This is a genomic window from Ruminococcus bicirculans (ex Wegman et al. 2014) (assembly GCF_000723465.1).
Classification (GTDB): Bacteria; Bacillota; Clostridia; order Oscillospirales; family Ruminococcaceae; genus Hominimerdicola; species Hominimerdicola aceti.
Map to the genome: position 1 here is coordinate 167156 of NZ_HF545617.1, position 17448 is coordinate 184603.

Genomic DNA, 17448 nt, shown 5'->3' on the forward strand with positions numbered 1-17448 from the left:
TAAAAATTTAAGGGACAGGTGAAAGTCTGCCCCTTTTTTTGTACAAAAAATGCAGCCATATAGAATATGACCGCATTGTATATTATTTCTTTTTTCTTCTGAAAAGCCTTTTGAGCCAGCCTAAAAAGCCCTTTTTCTCCTTTTCAGGCTCAACAGCCTTTGAATCATTAACAGGAGCAGGCTTTGGTGCATTGGCGTATGCTTCAGCGTAAAATCTGCTTTGTGCGTCAATGGCGATATCTCCACGCTCTGCACGGACATATTTTCCGTCAGGCTGCATTATCCTTGCTTTTACGTTGTCCTGCATCTGGGTGTCAAAAATATCGAGGACACGTTTTTTTACTTCTTCACTGAGGATAGGTGCGGCGACCTCAACTCGCCTTGTGGTGTTTCTTGTCATATAGTCTGCGCTGGATATGTATACCTTTTTGCGAACACCTGTGCCGAAAATATATATCCTTGCGTGCTCAAGATATCGTCCTACTATGGAGCGTATCTGCACATTGTCAGTAACGCCCTCCACGCCTGCCACAAGGCAGGATATACCTCTTATAACAAGCTCTACCTTCACGCCTGCCTGAGAACATTCTATTATCTTGTCCATAAGCACCTTATCAGTAAGAGAATTGAGCTTTGCGGCAACATATCCCTCACCGCCTGCTCTTGCAATGCTTATCTCATTATCCATAAGCTCCACTACCTTATTTTGCAGACAGTGGGGAGCGACCATAAGTGCCTTTGAGCTTTCCACAAGCTCGCCCATTGACAGCGTTCTGAACACCTCGCAAGCGTCCTGAGCAATGTCATTGTTTGATGTCATAAGGCAAAGGTCTGTGTAAAGCCCTGCGGTCTTTTCGTTGTAGTTTCCTGTACCCACCTGAACAGTGTACTTTACGCTGTCGCCAACTTTTCTTGTAATAAGACAAAGCTTTGAATGGACTTTAAGTCCCTGCGGACCATACATTACATGACAGCCTGACTCCTCGAGAAGCTTTGACCAGCCTATATTGTTTTCCTCATCAAAACGTGCCCTCAGCTCCACAAGCACAAGCACGTCCTTGCCATTTTCTGCGGCGTTGCACAACGCCTTTATGACCTTGGAGTTCTTCGCCACACGATACAAAGTCATTTTGACAGACGTAACGCTATCATCCTTTGCCGCCTCGTCAAGCAGCCTGATAAAAGGCTTTATGGACTCATAAGGATAGTGCAGAAAAAGATCCTTTTCGTCTATCTGCTCTATCATTGACCTTGACGGGTCTATCATCGCAGAGGGCTGAGGCTCCTGCTTCGGAAAAAAAAGCTCTTTTCTGTCTGCCGCCTTGTCAAACACAGCGAACACATAGGACATATCAAGGGGAGTTTTCTCCACAAAGACTTGCTTTTCTGAAAGCTCCAACCTTGAAAGCAGTTCGTTCAGCACAGTGTCGGATATTTGCTTTGAAAGCTGTAATCTCACAGGGCAAAGGCGTTTACGCTTGTTGATAAGCTCAGACATATTTTGTCTGAAATCAAGTTCCGAGTCAAAGCCCTCGTCAACGTCGATATCGGCGTTTCGTGTCACTCTCATAAGAGCCTTTTCTTCTATTTTATAGCCCTCAAATGCCTTGTCAGCATAATGGAGAATAAGCTCTTCTACAAGGATATAGCTTATGCACCCCTCGTCATCAGGAAGAAAGATCACACGCTGGAATTTCTCGTTACAGCTAACTATACCCACTGTGACGGCAGATTTTGAAGCGAGTTTTGCGACCGCATAAATACTTTGATTTGCAAGAAATGGGAAAGGGTGTCTTTTATCAATGATAAACGCATTAAGAAACGGCTTGACCTCATAGGCATAATAAGCTTCAAGAAATTTCTTATCCTGTTCAGTGAGAGCCTTTATGTTTTTATGTACTATATTTTTAAGCTCCAGTTCCTCGCAGATAGCTTTGTATGTCTTATCTTTTATTGGTATAAGCTCATGAACACGCTCAAATATTGCTGAAAGCTGTTCAGATGGACGCATTTTAGACTTGTTGTCTTTATGATCGTCGTCCACAAGCGAGGAATCATAAAGCGAGCCCACACGCACCCTAAAAAACTCGTCAAGATTGCTTGCAAATATCGACTGAAAAAGCAATCTTTCAAGAAGCGGTGTAGCACTGTCCTGAGCTTCTTCAAGAACTCTCTCGTTAAATTTAAGCCATGATAACTCTCTGTTATCGTAGACCCTGTTATTCATATTCTTATTTCTCCTAACTCCTATCGTAAGAAAGGCATCTTATATCATACTGTATTATTATACCGCCAAACGAATATGATGTCAATGCAGGTGCCGTAAAAAGCTTGTAAAATCGCCATAAAACAAAAAAACTCCCGCCCGAAGGCAGGAGCAGATCGTCTTGAAGATCAGATCCCGATATATTCCTTAGCGGTCTGGCATATATTTGCACAGTTATTCGCAAGGACGCTGTTGTCTTGTGGCAGATTCGGCAACATGATAAGCCAAAAAAGAATGAACACCATTATAAGCATAAGCGTTGCACCAGTCAAAAGTATCAAAGCGGCTGAACGCTTTGATTTCAGTGTTGTATGTACGTCGCTGCACACTTTTTCGGCGGGCTGTGCATTTTCTTTTTCCTCGTTAGAAATACGTTTTTCTTGCTCTTTTTTACACTCAGTACACAACATATACTTTAAACCTCCATAATCTATTTTTACTTCATTAATTATTATACCACATTCTTACCGTCTTGTGTTAAGCTGGCAGCTATAATTTACAAAATTTTGACTGAACTTTTTGTTAATATGTAAAATTATAAAACTTGTCATGTGAATATAATCTATCTTCATAAACAAAACCCCTAAAAGAATGACTTAACAAAATCAAATATTGATATATTTCTGCTATTGACAAATGATAAGCGTATGTTATAATTACTGTGTGTGGAAAAATCAACGAAAATATGTTGTAATTAGCTTTATGTGGAGGAAGTAAAAATGGTAGACAATGTACGTCGTGAATGTATCATGTCAATGTATGAGATATACCCTCTCAGCAGAAAATTGGTATTTGATACGTTTGATAAGAAAAAGTATGATATAACAAGAACTCAGCAGATAATAATGCTGTCACTATGTATTGAGGGAACGCTCACAATGTCACAGCTTGCAAGCAAGATAAACACTTCTAATGAGCAGGCAACAAGGGCAGTGGCACAGCTTGTTGACAAGGGCTTTGTTATCAGAATGCAAAACCCTGATAATCGCAGAGTTATCAACATCAGGCTCACTGACGAAGCTATGCGCTTTATGGAAAAGATGAAAAACGAGATACTTGATGATATACTTGGTAAATTTTCCAGCGTTTCAGATAGTGATATGAAAAAAATGAAGGACGCACTTGTATTTATAAATAGTATACTTAAAAAGGTGCTTAAATAGGAGGCTGTTATGACAAAGGCAAAGAAAATAGTCAGCCGTTGCGAAAGCTGTGTGAATTACGTTTTTGATGAGGATTGTGAATGTTACTGCTGCATGGTCGATCTTGATGAGGACGAAGCATACAGATCAATGAGCGACAGCGAATATAGCTGTCCTTATTACAGGCTTGATGATGAATATGCTGTTGTGAGAAAGCAAAATTGATGATAGATCGGTGAATACATGAAATTTGCCGATTTTTTCTTGCTTTGTTGAACGTGTAAAGTTCGAAAGCTTGTCAATATAGATGTGTAAAGTTTGTTTGCTTTGCAGTGAACATTTGTCGCTAAACAAGGACCAATCTGGGGTTGAATTAATATTTGGCTAATGATAGAAAGTTATTTATCAAAGTTTACAAAATATTAATAAATACAGTATTAGTATACAATGTTAAAATATTGACTATGCAGGCTGCTATAATCAAAATAGGAAAGTTTTTTTGGGGGAAAGTTGCAATTAGCGTAAAAACGCAGGTTTCGTATTGTTTCATGTTCAAGGCTAATAAATATGCCGTTTTATCATCTGCCGACACTATGAAAATGATAAATCAATATTGTGTAAACTATCAGTATATTTATATGTAATAAAATACAAATATGATATATTGTGGGATTGACAAATGGAAAATCAAGTGATATAATACTTGTAATTATATAGGCATACTGCGTCGGAGGTGAGGCTTTTGAAGGATAAGGCGCTTGAAAAATTGTCGAAAAATGAGCTGCTCGAGTTAATGCTTTATCTGCGAAAAGAATATGATAAGCTTAACGCAGAGAATGAAAAGCTTCTTCAAAAGCTCGAAGATAAAAAAAGTATCACTGACCGACTTGACAGGCTGGAGCGGCAGGTAGCTGCACTGACAGGTCACAAGCTGGTTGTTGAGCAGCCGGTAGCGGAGGAAGATCATGGCGGCAGATAGCAAGAACGAGGTGTTAAAAAAACCTGAGCTTCCTGATGTCCAGACACTTGAGCGTGTGGTAAAAAAGCGTCATGAAAGGCGGGAATATCTGAGGATACTCCGCAGTACTGTGGCGTCGCTTCTTGTTGTGGCAGCGGCAGCAGTTATTATATCAATGTTATTTTTGCCTGTTTTGAGAGTAACGGGTACAAGTATGACGCCGACTTTGCATGACGACGAGCTGGTGGTGTGCAGAAAGCGTGGAAGCTTTCAGAAGGGCGATATAGTTGCGTTTTATTACAATAATAAGATACTGTTGAAACGTGTTATCGCTACAGCAGGAGATGTGGTGGATATCAAGGAGGACGGTACTGTTATCGTCAACGGAAAAACCTTGAATGAGCCGTATGTTGATGGTAAAGCTCTGGGAGAATGTGATATCGAGTTGCCTTATCAGGTGCCTGACGAGAGAATATTCGTTATGGGCGACCACAGATCTACGTCTGTTGACAGCCGTACAAAGAGGATAGGCTGTATTGCTGAGGAAGCAGTGCTTGGAAAGGTCTCACTGAGGATATATCCTTTTAAAAGGATAGGCACAGTGGACTAGCGTTTATTATAAATAGTGTATAATTTCGGAGGGAGTGATCCGTTTTGCAGAATTTTAACGGTAAAGTTCGGCAATATCTAAAAGAAAATGAAAGGAAAAAACGCAGCCGCTTGTTCGGTGTGGTGCTGTCTGTAGTTATGACAGTGTCAGTGCTGGCAAGTCTTGTTATGCCTGCAATAAGTGCCACTGAGGGTACTTCCGTGGCAGGTGGGGATGTTTCCTATAACGGCGGAAGCTATTCTTATAAGGATGCGAATAGCGTCACGATAAAATCCTATGATGCGGTCGGTTCAGGAAAAGACCAATCTAAAAAGATCGAATTCAATGTGGAATTTAATTTTGACAAGGGCGCAATGACCAATAGGTATATTTATTTCCCTATCGACGATAATGTTAGCCTGCCCGAGGGCGGTATACCGTCAGACGGAACCTGGGGCGATGTCGAGGATACCCACTTCGATGAAGGACATGGAATTTCAGGTAAGTACAGAGTCGACGAGATAGATGGAAAGAAGTATCTTTTTATTGAGTTTGACGAGCGGTATCAACATAAAAATGAGAAGGACGCTATAAGCGGCAAGGCAAGCTTTGAGGGTAATGTAAAGCGTAAGGATACAGATACAGGTGATAAGACCACAGTTGAGATAGGCGGTCAGACGGTTGAAATAGACGGTTTTACTCCGCTCACTATGTCTGCTATAAAGGACGCAAGCGAAACTGCTGACGGAGTTAGGTGGACTATCACAGTGGACAATCCTGCAAAGAAGCCTCTTGACAGGATCGAGGACAAGCTTTTTAAGGATGCTGTTGACGGAAGCTTCACTGTTTCACCTGAGGGTGCAGGAAACTATGACGCGTCAAGCGGAAAGTTTGTTTTCAGCGATGGATTCAGCGAAGAAAATGTTACCATAAGCTACACGACCCCATATCCTACAAGCGACCCGAATTTCGTTATGTCAGGTAAGGTGGAAAACAAATCCACCACATATGATAAGGACGGAAATGGAGTAAAAGCAGATAAAACTATTTATTCTGAGTCAAAGAAGGATAAGATCTCAAAAACAGGCAAGAATGTTGACTACGACAATAACGAAGTCACATGGGAAATTGTTGTAAGCAACCCTAGCGGTGCAGACCTCAAGGGCTATCACCTTTATGATGAAGCATTCCCTGATGCAAAGCCAGGAAGCTTTGCACTTAAAGCTGATGATGGTTCAGATGTAAAGTACACACTTAATGGAAACACGCTTACGTTTGACGATAAAACAACAGCGTCAAAAATTACTATCGAGTATGTGACAGCTATCGATCCTGACAAGGCGGAAACTACAAATACAGTTAAAATGCAAAGACCTGATAAAAGCCAACCATGGTCTGATATCACATCAAGTGAAACTGTTTATAATAGGTATCAGATATCAAAAAGTGGTTGGATAGATAATAACACGTTAGGTATACTCAAATGGGAAGTAACTGTTAAATGTAATGACAAAAATTCTACCCTTAAAGGCAAGACAATAACTGATAATATGCTTAAAGCAGGACAGATTGTCAGCATAAAGGTTGGAAATGATACCTTTGATGCAACAGTTGCAAGTGACGGTGAGCTTGTTTTGCCTGACAGAATAGGTGACAATAACGAGGTAGTTATTTCCTATGAAACAAAGGTTGCTGACTATGATCTTGGCGACCCTGACAGCAATGGAAATTATGCAGTGAAAAATACTGCAGGTATTGACGGATTCCATTCTGACAAGACAGTTTATTATAAGCCTGTAAACGAGAAGTCAAAAACAGTTCTTGACATTTCTCAGGACGGAAGTAGTGTTACATATAAGTGGCAGGTAGAGGTCAAGCAGACAAACGGTTCCTTTAGGGGCAAGACTATAAGCGATATAATGAACGCTACGTCAAATGATGGCAAGTCAATAAAGAGCGTTCTTGACACTGATTCCATTATCATGTATGTTCAGAGAAATGGAACAGGAAGCTATGAACCGCTTAACAGTTCAAATTACACTGTAGTATCTAATGCCGACAACACTTCATTTGAGATAAAGTTCAATGATAGTGAAGAATTTGACAATATAAACCTTGTGCAGATACAGTATAGCAGTACCGTAGATGTAACAGGTCTTGACGAAGGTACTATTATAAATGTAAATAACAAGGCTACTTATAAAGGTGAAACATTCGAGCCTAGTGCAGATAAGACTAAGTTTACTATAGGTGACAGCTCCAAAGCACCTTATGAAAAGTATGACGCTGCAAGCAGCACAGCAGGTGACACAGTGCATGATCTTAGCAGCCTGCCTGTTGTTACTGTAAATGGTGTTGAGTATTACAGGTTTGATTGGCGGCTTGATATCAACAAGGACGGCACTTATAAGCGTAACGATAATGTTGAGATCGTGGACACGCTTCCGGCGGGAATGATATTCTACGAGAACAAGGATTATCTCAAGTATTCATTTGGAAATAGTTCTGATAAGTATGATTTTGCACAAACAACTCAGTTTGAATATTTCTATGATAAGACAGCCAATACAGTAACTTTCAAGACTGCATGGAATCAGCAGGACGCTTGGACAGCTTACTACAGTACACTTGTAAAGGTCGATGATGTTAAGAATGGTGTTTACAAGAATGGTACTGCAGCGTTCAAAAACACAGTTCAGGATAAACCTGGAAAATATCCGGAGAGAAGCCAGACGCAGACAGTTAAGGAAAAGAACTTGAAGAAAACTTCTTCTCCGAAGTCCACCGGCTGTGAGATAACTTATACCATTGATGTTAACCCTAAAAAGCTCAAATGCTCAACAAACGGAATGATAACTCTCAACGATGTTATCAAGTGCGGAGGCACGGCTGTAGTTAAGACAAAGGACGCTCAGGGTAACATTCAGACAAAAACGGTAAGCATAAATGGCAATTCCGCTGTTGACATGGATCTGAAGTCTATCAAGGTATTTGACGCAGATACGGGTGCAGAGCTTGCTGTGAGTGATTACAGTTATGTGATATCAGATCCGGAGGCAGTTGACAGCACAGTTTCTTGCAGTGCAGATGTTATTACCAACGAAAAGGGCAAGTTTATCGCTAACTTTATTCCAAGTGAAAGTATTGTTGGCGCTAAGGGTACTATTGATCTAACTTTGCCTGAAGGCTACGAAACCGGAAATATAAAGAGTTACTATGTGGCTTATGGCTATATGGACGGCAACAGCTTCAAAGAAGTAAAAGCCTTTGCCAACAAGAGAAGCGAGTGGTTAGATTTTGGCTCAAGCATATCCGTTCCTGTGGAAGAGGTTTCTTCTGAGAAGGCGGGCGGTGTTTTCAGAGTCGAATATGAATACAGGGATGGCAGTGGCTTTTCAAACACTGAAGTCAGCAATGAAAAAATGCTTTCGGCTGTAAAGTGTTCCGCACTGACTGCGAAGACACGAGATTTTGTAAAGAAACTTGAAATAAACGTTCCAGATCAGCGTCACCTGAAATTAGTTTACGTTTATACAGGAAGTCCTGCAAATGATGAGGACGCTGAGAACGATGGCTATAAAGTCCATGTGTTCAATAATATATCATTTGACACAAACGGCTCTGCTGTAAATGACAGTGATGATAATGATTCCGAGTTTGAGTTGATAAATCAGTCAAAGGCGTCATCAACAACTGTTGAGCCATTTAAGCTTATGAAGGTAGACAGCGGAGACTATAGTATTATGCTTAAGGCTTCTTTTGAGATCTACAGATACACTAAGCTGGAAAATGGCACATACGATTGGCTCCCGGCAGTAGATTTCAAAGAAAATGCTGCGAAAGACAGAAATTCAGTTATCTGGGGAAGTTCGGCGCAGGATAAGGCGCAGACATTCAATGTAAATGCTGACGGGTCATACAACCTTGACCTTGAACCTGCCGCAGGCACCGGAGATACTGAGGGTCATCTTTATAAGCTTATAGAAAAGCAAAGTCCAGAGGGTTATCTTCTTGACGAAACTCCTATATATTTTGCTTTTAAAGTGCGTCCGGCTGTAGTTCCAAGTGAAGTCGGTGAGGACGGATATCAGTTCGTGAAGAACGGAGATATGTTCAGAGTAACAAATCTGCTGAAAGAGTTTAAGATAACTGCAAGCAAGGTTTGGAGCGATGGAAACGGCAATCATTCGGCAGAGAGCGTAAAGTTTCTTCTTGGCTCGTCTACAACTAAGGTTTTAAGCGGTGTTCCAGATGATATTCAGTGGGGCAGTGCTGAGGTAACTCTTAACGAAGCTAACAATTGGAAACATGAGTGGACAAAGCTTCCTGGATATACAAAGGTCGGCAATGATTACAAGCAGCTTTACTACTATATCAAAGAGATCGATCTTGCAACAGGATATGAGGCTGTATACAGTGCAACGGCAATGAGCAAAAACACTGATGTTACAGTTACGAACGTCAAGGGACTTAACATTACGAAGGAATGGCGTGATGAGCTTGGAAACAAGCTTGCTGACAGCGAGCTTCCTGCTGGTATCGACAAGATCGAGGCAGATGTTTATGAGTCCTCTGTTGCACCAAATTCAACTTCAAGAGTGAATGGAGATAACGGAATACCAACAGATTGCAAACTTATAAAAACTGTTTCTCTGGAAAAGTCTAAGAATTGGACGGTAGCTCTTGACGGTCTTGACAAGGACAAGTATTACTATGTTCTTGAAAAGAATATACCTGACGGCTTTGGCGTTACGTATACTTATTCAAATAACGGCAGTGCCACGGGCTTTGATACGATCGTCAATACCAAGAACCCGCAGAAGGTAGAAAATATGGATGTTCGCCTGCAAAAGGCATGGTCTGACGGCGATAGCAATACCCATACCAATGATAAGGTAACGTTCAATATCTATAGGTCAACAAATAAGGCTGATGTGCCTGAAAAATATAACAAGTTTACAGGCACAATGGATAAGGGACAGAATGTTAAATTCAAGATCCTTACAAGCAATGGTGCAGAAATGGCTCAGAACGGAAGCTTTGCCTCTGAGTATACCATGTATGGCTCAGCTAAGTTCAGCTTCACCCTTAATAACGCATGGCTCGAAAGGGGCGATATGAAATATTCCGGAGTAAGGCTTATCAATTCGTCTGGCGATGTTCTTGCTGAGTTCTACAGAGATAAGGATGTTTGGGACGGTGACAAAAATCAGAGTGTTGCGTCATGGAGCGCTTCAAGTAAGTATATAAGTGTGTCTGTTGCTGATCTTTATAATTCCAGCAAGTTCACAGTTGACCTCAGCGGTATTACTTCCGATGTTACAGTTGAGCTTACAGCAAAGGTCAATGATGATAGCAGTTGCTCTTATGAGGTAACAGCTAATGATCTTGGCACACCTGAGAAGACGAACGTTACACCTGTTCCTAATAAAGATGCGATACCTAGCGGTGAAGTATTCTTGTGGAAGCAGATAACGCTCACGGCTGATAACAACTGGTCAAATGCCGTTTCTCTTGAAGAAAATGACATCAAGGGCAATAAGTATTACTATTGGTTTGAGGAGACAGACGTGAACGGTCAGCCGATAAGCACATCGTCATACAAAGCTTACTACAGATACAATGGCTCAGAAAATGAGAATTGCATTGATATGACAAAGAACGGTGATCAGTATGTTCAGGTCTATAACAACTCTGAGGAAACCTTGGGAGAGCTGCCTGAAACAGGCGGCATGGGTGTTATCCCATTCGTGGCAGCAGGCGGAACAGTCACTGTTGCTGCAACAATACTTTTAGTTACAAAGCGTCGCAAAAAAACGCTATAAATAATCAAATATGAAATGATAATTAATTATGAAGATGAAGAAATTTGCAGCTCTTGCTGCTGCAACAGTTATGTCAGTTTCAGCTATTGCTGCAACATCAGCATTCGGAGTATTTGCTACTACTGATGCTGGCGTTAATAACATTGTTATCAAGGATTCTGATACAAACAGAGTATATAAGGCTTATCAGATCTTTGATCAGGCATCTGCAACAAATACTATCAAGTGGGGCAAAGGCATTAATGGCGATGCTCTGCTTACCAGCCTGAAAACTCCTGGTCTTAACACTTATATGTCACAGTTTGACAGTGCTGAAAGTGCGGTAGACGTTGCAAAGATAATCTCAGATGCAGATCATTGGACAAAGGAAGATACTGCAAAGTTTGCAAAAGCCGCTTCTGCCTGCATCATCGACAATAAGTCTGTAACCGCCTATGAAGATAACGGTGAGTACACTATTCCACTTCCAAATGCTGGCTATTATCTCGTTGTCGATGCAACAGAAAATAATGGTGTTGATAAGGCTAACTCAGCTCTTATCCTTAACGTTTCAGGTACAACAAACGTTACTCCAAAGAGGACAAAGCCAACACTTACAAAGCAGATCAAGCATAATGAGAGTGACACATGGGGCGATGTTGGTGACAACGCAATCGGTGACGATGTAGAATTCAAGATCACAACAACTATACCAAGCGATGTATCAGCTTATGACAAGTATACATACACAGTTCGTGACCAGCTCAGCGAGGGCTTTACATTCAATGATAACCTTACATACAAGTACTATGACGCTGACGGTCAGGAGATCACTTCTGTTACAGTAGGTCCTAACACAACAGTTGGCGACGACAGCAGTACAACCGACTATAAGGAATCTTTCTATACTACTTTCGATATCAAGGAACTTGTAAAGAACTATCCTACAGTTGCTAAGATCGAAACTTATTATTCTGCTAAGCTCAATGAAAAAGCTAAGGTAGCAGTTACTGCTCCTGACAGCGTGAACAATAACCCTAACACAGCTTATCTGACATATTCAAACAATCCTCAGGACACAACAGGTAAGGAGAAAGGTGAAACACCTAAGGTTACAGTTTATGACTGGACATTCTCACTTGTTGGTAACAAGGTAGACGAAAAGGGCGAGCCTCTTGCAAATGCTGCATTCCAGCTTAGAAATGTTCATGGCGATGCTATCAGACTTGTCAAGATAGAAGACAATGTTTACAGACTTGAGATTGGCGATGAGGCAGGCTCTGTAGATACTATCTGGACAGACGCAACAGGTAAGTTCACTATCAAGGGCATTGATGATCAGACAACTTACAAGCTTGTTGAGACAGAAGCTCCTGCTCAGTATAACAGAGCTGATCCATATGAGTTCAAGTTTGACACAACATATGATCCTGCTAATACGCTTCAGTCCATTCGTATGCTCGACGGCACTGATTCAGGCACAAGCGGTTCAACAGTTAAGATCATAAACCAGAAGGGCGGCTCACTTCCAACAACTGGCGGTATCGGTACTCAGATCTTCTACGGTGTAGGCGGAGCTATCGTACTGGGCGCAGGTGTGCTTCTCATTGCTAAGAAGAGAGCTAAGAACGACTAATTTTTGAATTTATTTTTACCTTTGTCCTGCCGATCTCGGTCGGCAGGCATCAGGGAGGACTCCATGAGGAAGAAAAGCGGTAAATCAACTACAATTTTATTGGTCTTGTTATTGCTTGTGGGGCTCTCCGTGATGTTATATCCAACAATAAGCGATTGGTGGAATTCAAAAACGCAAAGCCGTGCGGTGGCGACTTATCAGAAAGCGGCAAATGACCTTTCTGACAAGGAGAATGAAGAGATACTCAGCCAAGCCAGAAAATATAATGAAGAGATAGCAAAGCTTGCCCGACCTTTTGTGGATTATGATCAGGTCAAGGGCTATGAGGATATCCTAGATATCACGGGGACGGGTGTTATGGGCTATATTTCCATTCCGACTATAAGGGTGGAGTTGCCTATTTATCATGGCACAAGTGACGGCGTGTTAAATGTCGCTGTGGGACATCTGCAGGGTTCAAGCCTGCCTGTTGGCGGAGCGGACACTCATTCGGTCATTTCAGCACATAGAGGTCTGCCGTCGGCAAAGCTTTTCAGCGACCTTGATAAGCTTGCAGAGGGCGATGAGTTCACTATAACAGTGTTGAAAGAGGTCTATACATATGAGGTCGAGGCTGTTTATATAGTTCTGCCTAATGAAATGGATAAGCTGAACATTATTCCAGGTGAGGATCATGTTACGTTGACTACCTGTACACCATACGGAGTCAATTCTCACAGGCTTCTTGTTCGTGCAAAGAGAGTTGAAACTGCGGACGATACAAAGAGTGTTTCAAAAATAACGGCAGACGCTGTTCAGCTCGATTCTCTTGTGGTCGTGCCTTTTGTAGCAATACCGTTGTTTGTGGTACTGCTTGTGTGGTGGTTTGTGGATTCAAAACGCAAAAAAATCTCTCATGATGAGCTTGTGGCAATGCTGGATAAGCCAGAGAGTGACGATAATGTTGAAAATCTACCTGATAAGGAGAGTAGCAAAGATGAAACTTAAATTTTCTCAGCTTGCAAAGGCTGTTTTGTGTACGGCGGCAATGGCTGTTTCAGCCTTGGGAAGCATGACGATCTCAGCTTCTGCGGCGGATAATATCAATGTGGATATAGTGTGCAAAAATGATACAACGACTGTTAGTAATGCCGAGTGGAGCATATATAAGGTCGGTGAGCGTAAAGAAGCTGACTTTGTCCTTACCGGCGAGTTCAGCGATTATCCTATAGATATGTCTGATTTTACTGACGCTTCAAAAATGCAGGCTGTCGCTGATACGCTCGACAACTACGCAAAAACCGATGGCATAACACCGGTTTCAACAGGCAAGACGGACGCAAACGGTGAAGTAAAGCTTTCTGCTGATTCTGTGGGTCTGTATCTTGTTTCAGGCAAGAGTTTTGAAAACACAACAGCTAAGTTTACACCTTCTCCGTCACTTATCGAGATAGATAAGGATATCGTGGCTGAGGGTCAGATAACAGTTTACACCAAGTTCACATACGAAGAGATCCCAGCAGGGGACAGTGATTATGGTGTAAGAAAGTCGTGGATAGTTCCTGATGGTCAGGAAAAGCTCATACCTGATAATATCAAGGTGGAGATATATCGTGATGGCAAGCTTTTCGATACTGTTACTCTTAACGCTGACAACAACTGGGAGTATTTCTGGAAAGACAATTCTGCGGCTGAGTGGACAGTTAAGGAGATAGATATTCCTGCCAACTACACAGTTGTTACCAAAAGCAATGACAAGCTGTTTCTTATAGAGAACACATATAAGTCAGACAGTTCGAGTAATACAGATAGTAGTTCAAGCACACCTGACAGCAGCTCGTCAGGCTCTGATTCATCAAGCTCAACGCCTGACAGTATACCACAGACTGGTTCGCTCAACTGGCCGGTGCCTGTACTTATAGGCGGTGGAGTTATCCTTATCGCGGCAGGTTGGAGAGTAAGCAGAAAAGAGAAATAAAGGCGAAACCACATAGGCTCGCCTTTACAACAGGAGAAAAATAGTGACTAAAAAAAACTAGGACTTTTGTTGATAATAATGGGGATAATGCTGATAGCGGCGGCATTATCCCTTAATTATTACAACTATTTTCATGAAAAGCAAAGTAATAAAAGGATGGAGGCTGTGCTGAGTGACCTGAAAACGCAGATCTCAGACAGTTCAGAGGACAGCGACAGCAGTTCACCCTTTGACATTTTTGACGATAGTCGATCCACGGACAGCGAGATAGATGACCCGGATAAGGATATCGTGCTTGACGGCAACTCATATATAGGCTTGATTTCATTCCCGACACTGGGGCAGGAGTTCCCTGTGACTCGTGGCTGGAGCTATGCTGCAATGAATACTGCAGCTTGTCAGTACAGCGGCAGACGTGTAGACAATGATCTTATAATCTGCGCTCACAATTACACAGGCTTTTTTGATAAGCTGGATAAGCTCAGCTCAGGTGACCAGGTCATTTTCACCGATGTTTATGGCAGAGAATTTAACTATACTGTCACAAACAGCGAACTGCTGAGCGGCTGGGATTCGCCATCGCTCATAAAAGGTGGTGGCAGCGACTGGGATCTGACCTTGTTCACCTGCACATGGAGCGGTTACAGCAGAGTGACTGTAAGACTTGTTTATTCATAAATACATCAAAAACGCACAGAGTTCTACACCCTGTGCGTTTTATATTCCTGCGGCATGTCTTATTTTTTTTATATCAAAAGTTTTTAGTTTGTCATCGTATATGCAGTGTCGTCTTGACTTTCTTGGGTGGCGGCGTGTATAGTCAATGGCTTCTACAAGGTCATTTGTTTGAAAAACTGGACGTTTCATTGCTTTGTTGTATACTGTGTATCTCATAAAAATACCTCCCAAATAATTCTTATAATTAATTATAACATTAATTGGTACGTCGGTCAATAGCAATATTGTACAAATTTAACCTATTAATCAGATATACATAAATTAAAACAGAAATCGACTTGTTTAAGAACACTTCACGACATAAGACGACATAATTCTACTTATAAAAATTATAGAGATAGTGGGATATTGTGCAAAAATGAGAATGGTTGGTCAATTTGACGAACGATAAAGTATAAATTTGTTTTGACAGCGAAAGTTGTAACACAGTTTTCATTGATTGATAATTAATTGAACATTCAAATATGGTATAATACCCTAAAGAATCGGAGAGGAGCGAGGAGTTATGGATAGCTTTGTGCGAAAATATGGAAGATATGTACCCTTTGCTTTAACTATTATCATAATAATTTGCTGTGCTCTTTTTCTGAAAGACCATGAGTTTTCTGAGATACTCAGTTATTGCCCGGACAATTTGTGGCTTGCCGCATTTGTTATTCTGGGGTTTTATGGATTAAAGTCCTTGTCGGTGGTATTCCCGCTTGCGGCTATTTTTGTGTGCGTAGGTGCAATATATCCGTTCTGGGTGGGCATTTTGTTGAACGTAATAGGACTATCGGTTTGTTTTACTGTTCCTTATCTTGTGGGAAGGATATCTGGTGGCGATATCATGCGTGTTATTGAGATGAAATATCCTAAGGCACGGAAGCTTGTAAATTATGGGCATGACAATAATCTGTTCGCCTCCTACATTTCAAGGGCAGTGGTAGTTGTGCCGGGCGACCTTGTTTCAATGATACACGGCGCACTGCGAATGCCTTACAGACCATATCTTCTAGGCTCGATAATGGGAGTGATGCCTGAAATGCTTGTGCAGACATATATTGGAGCACAGTTGAAGCATTTGACAATAAAATCAGTGCTTGTGATGATAGCACTCATAGCCGCAACGCTGGCTTTTTCGCTGATACTTAATAAAAAGGTCAGCAGGAGCGGCAAGCAGATGGACAAGGAAGATTTTTGATATATGTACAAAAAAGCGGACTGATAACAACAGCCCGCTTTTTTATTATTTGTCAAAGCTAGGATTGAAAGCGTAGAAATTTTTGCTGTCAAGCATATCCTGAATAAGTCTTAGTCCTTCGCCGAAGCGCTGATAGTGGACTATCTCACGTTCACGAAGAAACTTGATAGGATCACGGACATCGGGATCGTCAGCAAGCCTGAGAATGTTGTCGTAGGTCAGGCGGGCTTTTTGCTCAGCAGCAAGGTCTTCGTGTATATCAGCAATAGCGTCACCGGTACTTTGGAAGATTTCCGCAGAAAATGGTACACCAGAGGCGGCTATAGGGTAAACGCCTGTAGTGTGGTCAACAAAATAGGTGTCAAAACCACTGTCTTTTATCTCCTTGAGGGAGAGGTCACGGGTCAGCTGATAGATAATAGTGCCGATCATTTCGATGTGGGCAAGTTCTTCTGTGCCGATATCGTTGAGTATTGCCTGCACTTCACGACAGGGGGCTGAGTAACGCTGATTGAGATAGCGAAGCGCTGCACCAAGCTCGCCGTCAGGGCCACCAAGCTGCGAGATAATGACCTTAGCCAAAGCAGGATTAGGGTTAGCGATCTTAACGGGGTATTGCAGCTTTTTTTCATATTGCCACATTAGTCAACACTCCTTTCCCACGGAAAAGGTGATGTTACCCATTCCCATTTCTTGGACGAATTGTTCTGCGTGATCGTCAATGGTCCATATTTCTCATTGTATTGCGCAATAAGCTTCTCTTTTTCTGCCTTGTGGCGGGCAAAATATGCCAGACCATCTCTGCAGGTAGGGTGGCTGTCGAGGTAAAGATTAGCCTCTACAAGGGCAAAGCTGCACGCCTGTATCTTTCTAAGAAGCCTCTCCTTTTCACTTAGTATGGGCATTCTTTACAGCCTCCTCTCCTATAAAAGGTTTGTCTATGGACGGGAAGATAGTTCCTCTTGAAAGTGCTACATCTGCCTCATAAGGTTTCTCCCACATCTGAAAAGGCACATATGCCATTGCCAGCGGCGTGTCCTCAGGAAATCTTCCTTTCGGAAAAGGGCAGGCAGGTGTGTTATCCTCTGTGTCGTCAGCAAGTATCCTGCCTAACGACAGATTGTCAAACATATCCAAATAAGTTCACTCCTTATGTTGTCTGAATCTCATATACC

16 protein-coding genes are annotated in these 17448 nt (G+C 41.8%); 10 read left to right on the top strand and 6 right to left on the bottom strand.

Annotated elements, in window-relative coordinates:
• Positions 1 to 82: 82 nt before the first annotated feature.
• Entirely contained in the window at positions 83 to 2227 is a 2145-nt protein-coding gene (ppk1, locus tag RBI_RS11265; protein ID WP_081856048.1) for a polyphosphate kinase 1, read from the bottom strand.
• 167 nt (positions 2228 to 2394) lie between these two features.
• Positions 2395 to 2676, bottom strand: coding sequence for a hypothetical protein (locus RBI_RS11270; protein WP_041337252.1), 282 nt, complete (start codon positions 2674 to 2676; stop codon positions 2395 to 2397).
• Positions 2677 to 2985: 309 nt separating this feature from the next.
• On the opposite strand from RBI_RS11270, the gene RBI_RS11275 reads away from it, so the two are divergent.
• The 9 genes from RBI_RS11275 to RBI_RS11320 all read left to right on the top strand — a co-directional run bounded on the left by RBI_RS11275 (position 2986) and on the right by RBI_RS11320 (position 15030).
• Entirely contained in the window at positions 2986 to 3429 is a 444-nt protein-coding gene (locus tag RBI_RS11275) for a MarR family transcriptional regulator (protein WP_022288297.1), read from the top strand.
• 9 nt (positions 3430 to 3438) lie between these two features.
• Positions 3439 to 3633 (top strand): DUF6472 family protein, encoded by a 195-nt coding sequence (locus RBI_RS11280; RefSeq protein WP_022288298.1) that lies wholly within the window; start codon positions 3439 to 3441, stop codon positions 3631 to 3633.
• 517 nt (positions 3634 to 4150) lie between these two features.
• The gene (locus RBI_RS11290) at positions 4151 to 4387 is read left to right on the top strand and encodes a hypothetical protein (protein ID WP_041337255.1); all 237 of its coding nucleotides are present in this window, start codon (positions 4151 to 4153) and stop codon (positions 4385 to 4387) included.
• Entirely contained in the window at positions 4374 to 4976 is a 603-nt protein-coding gene (lepB, locus tag RBI_RS11295; RefSeq protein ID WP_041337256.1) for a signal peptidase I, read from the top strand. The genes RBI_RS11290 and lepB overlap by 14 nt, the downstream gene beginning before the upstream one ends.
• A gap of 44 nt (positions 4977 to 5020) precedes the next feature.
• Complete coding sequence (locus RBI_RS11300; protein WP_148303615.1) at positions 5021 to 10780, top strand: Cna B-type domain-containing protein; 5760 nt, start codon at positions 5021 to 5023, stop codon at positions 10778 to 10780.
• Positions 10781 to 10808: 28 nt separating this feature from the next.
• Complete coding sequence (locus tag RBI_RS11305) at positions 10809 to 12395, top strand: isopeptide-forming domain-containing fimbrial protein (RefSeq protein WP_041337258.1); 1587 nt, start codon at positions 10809 to 10811, stop codon at positions 12393 to 12395.
• Between the two features lie 132 nt (positions 12396 to 12527).
• Positions 12528 to 13382, top strand: coding sequence for a class C sortase (locus tag RBI_RS11310; protein WP_242843702.1), 855 nt, complete (start codon positions 12528 to 12530; stop codon positions 13380 to 13382).
• Positions 13372 to 14352 carry a Cna B-type domain-containing protein gene (locus RBI_RS11315; protein WP_041337259.1) on the top strand — a complete coding sequence of 327 codons (981 nt, stop codon included), beginning with the start codon at positions 13372 to 13374 and terminating at the stop codon, positions 14350 to 14352. Before RBI_RS11310 ends, RBI_RS11315 begins: the two co-directional genes overlap by 11 nt.
• Before the next feature lie 78 nt (positions 14353 to 14430).
• Positions 14431 to 15030 carry a sortase gene (locus RBI_RS11320; protein ID WP_041337688.1) on the top strand — a complete coding sequence of 200 codons (600 nt, stop codon included), beginning with the start codon at positions 14431 to 14433 and terminating at the stop codon, positions 15028 to 15030.
• A 39-nt stretch (positions 15031 to 15069) separates the two neighbouring features.
• On the opposite strand, the gene RBI_RS14975 is transcribed toward RBI_RS11320, so the two are convergent.
• Positions 15070 to 15246: a hypothetical protein gene (locus tag RBI_RS14975; protein ID WP_158455154.1), complete on the bottom strand. Its 177-nt coding sequence runs from the start codon at positions 15244 to 15246 to the stop codon at positions 15070 to 15072.
• Between the two features lie 349 nt (positions 15247 to 15595).
• On the opposite strand from RBI_RS14975, the gene RBI_RS11325 reads away from it, so the two are divergent.
• Entirely contained in the window at positions 15596 to 16273 is a 678-nt protein-coding gene (locus RBI_RS11325; RefSeq protein ID WP_041337260.1) for a TVP38/TMEM64 family protein, read from the top strand.
• A gap of 45 nt (positions 16274 to 16318) precedes the next feature.
• On the opposite strand, the gene RBI_RS11330 is transcribed toward RBI_RS11325, so the two are convergent.
• The 3 genes from RBI_RS11330 to RBI_RS11340 are packed head-to-tail and all read right to left on the bottom strand — an operon-like array spanning position 16319 to position 17404.
• The gene (locus RBI_RS11330; protein WP_041337261.1) at positions 16319 to 16915 is read right to left on the bottom strand and encodes a manganese catalase family protein; all 597 of its coding nucleotides are present in this window, start codon (positions 16913 to 16915) and stop codon (positions 16319 to 16321) included.
• Positions 16915 to 17178 (bottom strand): spore coat protein CotJB, encoded by a 264-nt coding sequence (locus RBI_RS11335; RefSeq protein ID WP_041337262.1) that lies wholly within the window; start codon positions 17176 to 17178, stop codon positions 16915 to 16917. The genes RBI_RS11330 and RBI_RS11335 overlap by 1 nt, the downstream gene beginning before the upstream one ends.
• The gene (locus tag RBI_RS11340) at positions 17162 to 17404 is read right to left on the bottom strand and encodes a spore coat associated protein CotJA (protein ID WP_081856081.1); all 243 of its coding nucleotides are present in this window, start codon (positions 17402 to 17404) and stop codon (positions 17162 to 17164) included. Before RBI_RS11340 ends, RBI_RS11335 begins: the two co-directional genes overlap by 17 nt.
• Positions 17405 to 17448: the final 44 nt, after the last annotated feature.

Bases quoted from the DNA above. Each gene is read 5' to 3' on its own strand.
- RBI_RS11325 (WP_041337260.1), top strand. From the start codon at position 15,596: ATGGATAGCTTTGTGCGAAAATATGGAAGATATGTACCCTTTGCTTTA.
- RBI_RS14975 (WP_158455154.1), bottom strand. From the start codon at position 15,246: ATGAGATACACAGTATACAACAAAGCAATGAAACGTCCAGTTTTTCAA.
- RBI_RS11280 (WP_022288298.1), top strand. From the start codon at position 3,439: ATGACAAAGGCAAAGAAAATAGTCAGCCGTTGCGAAAGCTGTGTGAAT.
- lepB (WP_041337256.1), top strand. From the start codon at position 4,374: ATGGCGGCAGATAGCAAGAACGAGGTGTTAAAAAAACCTGAGCTTCCT.
- RBI_RS11275 (WP_022288297.1), top strand. From the start codon at position 2,986: ATGGTAGACAATGTACGTCGTGAATGTATCATGTCAATGTATGAGATA.
- RBI_RS11330 (WP_041337261.1), bottom strand. From the start codon at position 16,915: ATGTGGCAATATGAAAAAAAGCTGCAATACCCCGTTAAGATCGCTAAC.
- RBI_RS11335 (WP_041337262.1), bottom strand. From the start codon at position 17,178: ATGCCCATACTAAGTGAAAAGGAGAGGCTTCTTAGAAAGATACAGGCG.
- RBI_RS11270 (WP_041337252.1), bottom strand. From the start codon at position 2,676: ATGTTGTGTACTGAGTGTAAAAAAGAGCAAGAAAAACGTATTTCTAAC.
- RBI_RS11315 (WP_041337259.1), top strand. From the start codon at position 13,372: ATGAAACTTAAATTTTCTCAGCTTGCAAAGGCTGTTTTGTGTACGGCG.
- RBI_RS11320 (WP_041337688.1), top strand. From the start codon at position 14,431: ATGGGGATAATGCTGATAGCGGCGGCATTATCCCTTAATTATTACAAC.
- RBI_RS11340 (WP_081856081.1), bottom strand. From the start codon at position 17,404: ATGTTTGACAATCTGTCGTTAGGCAGGATACTTGCTGACGACACAGAG.
- ppk1 (WP_081856048.1), bottom strand. From the start codon at position 2,227: ATGAATAACAGGGTCTACGATAACAGAGAGTTATCATGGCTTAAATTT.
- RBI_RS11305 (WP_041337258.1), top strand. From the start codon at position 10,809: ATGAAGATGAAGAAATTTGCAGCTCTTGCTGCTGCAACAGTTATGTCA.
- RBI_RS11310 (WP_242843702.1), top strand. From the start codon at position 12,528: ATGTTATATCCAACAATAAGCGATTGGTGGAATTCAAAAACGCAAAGC.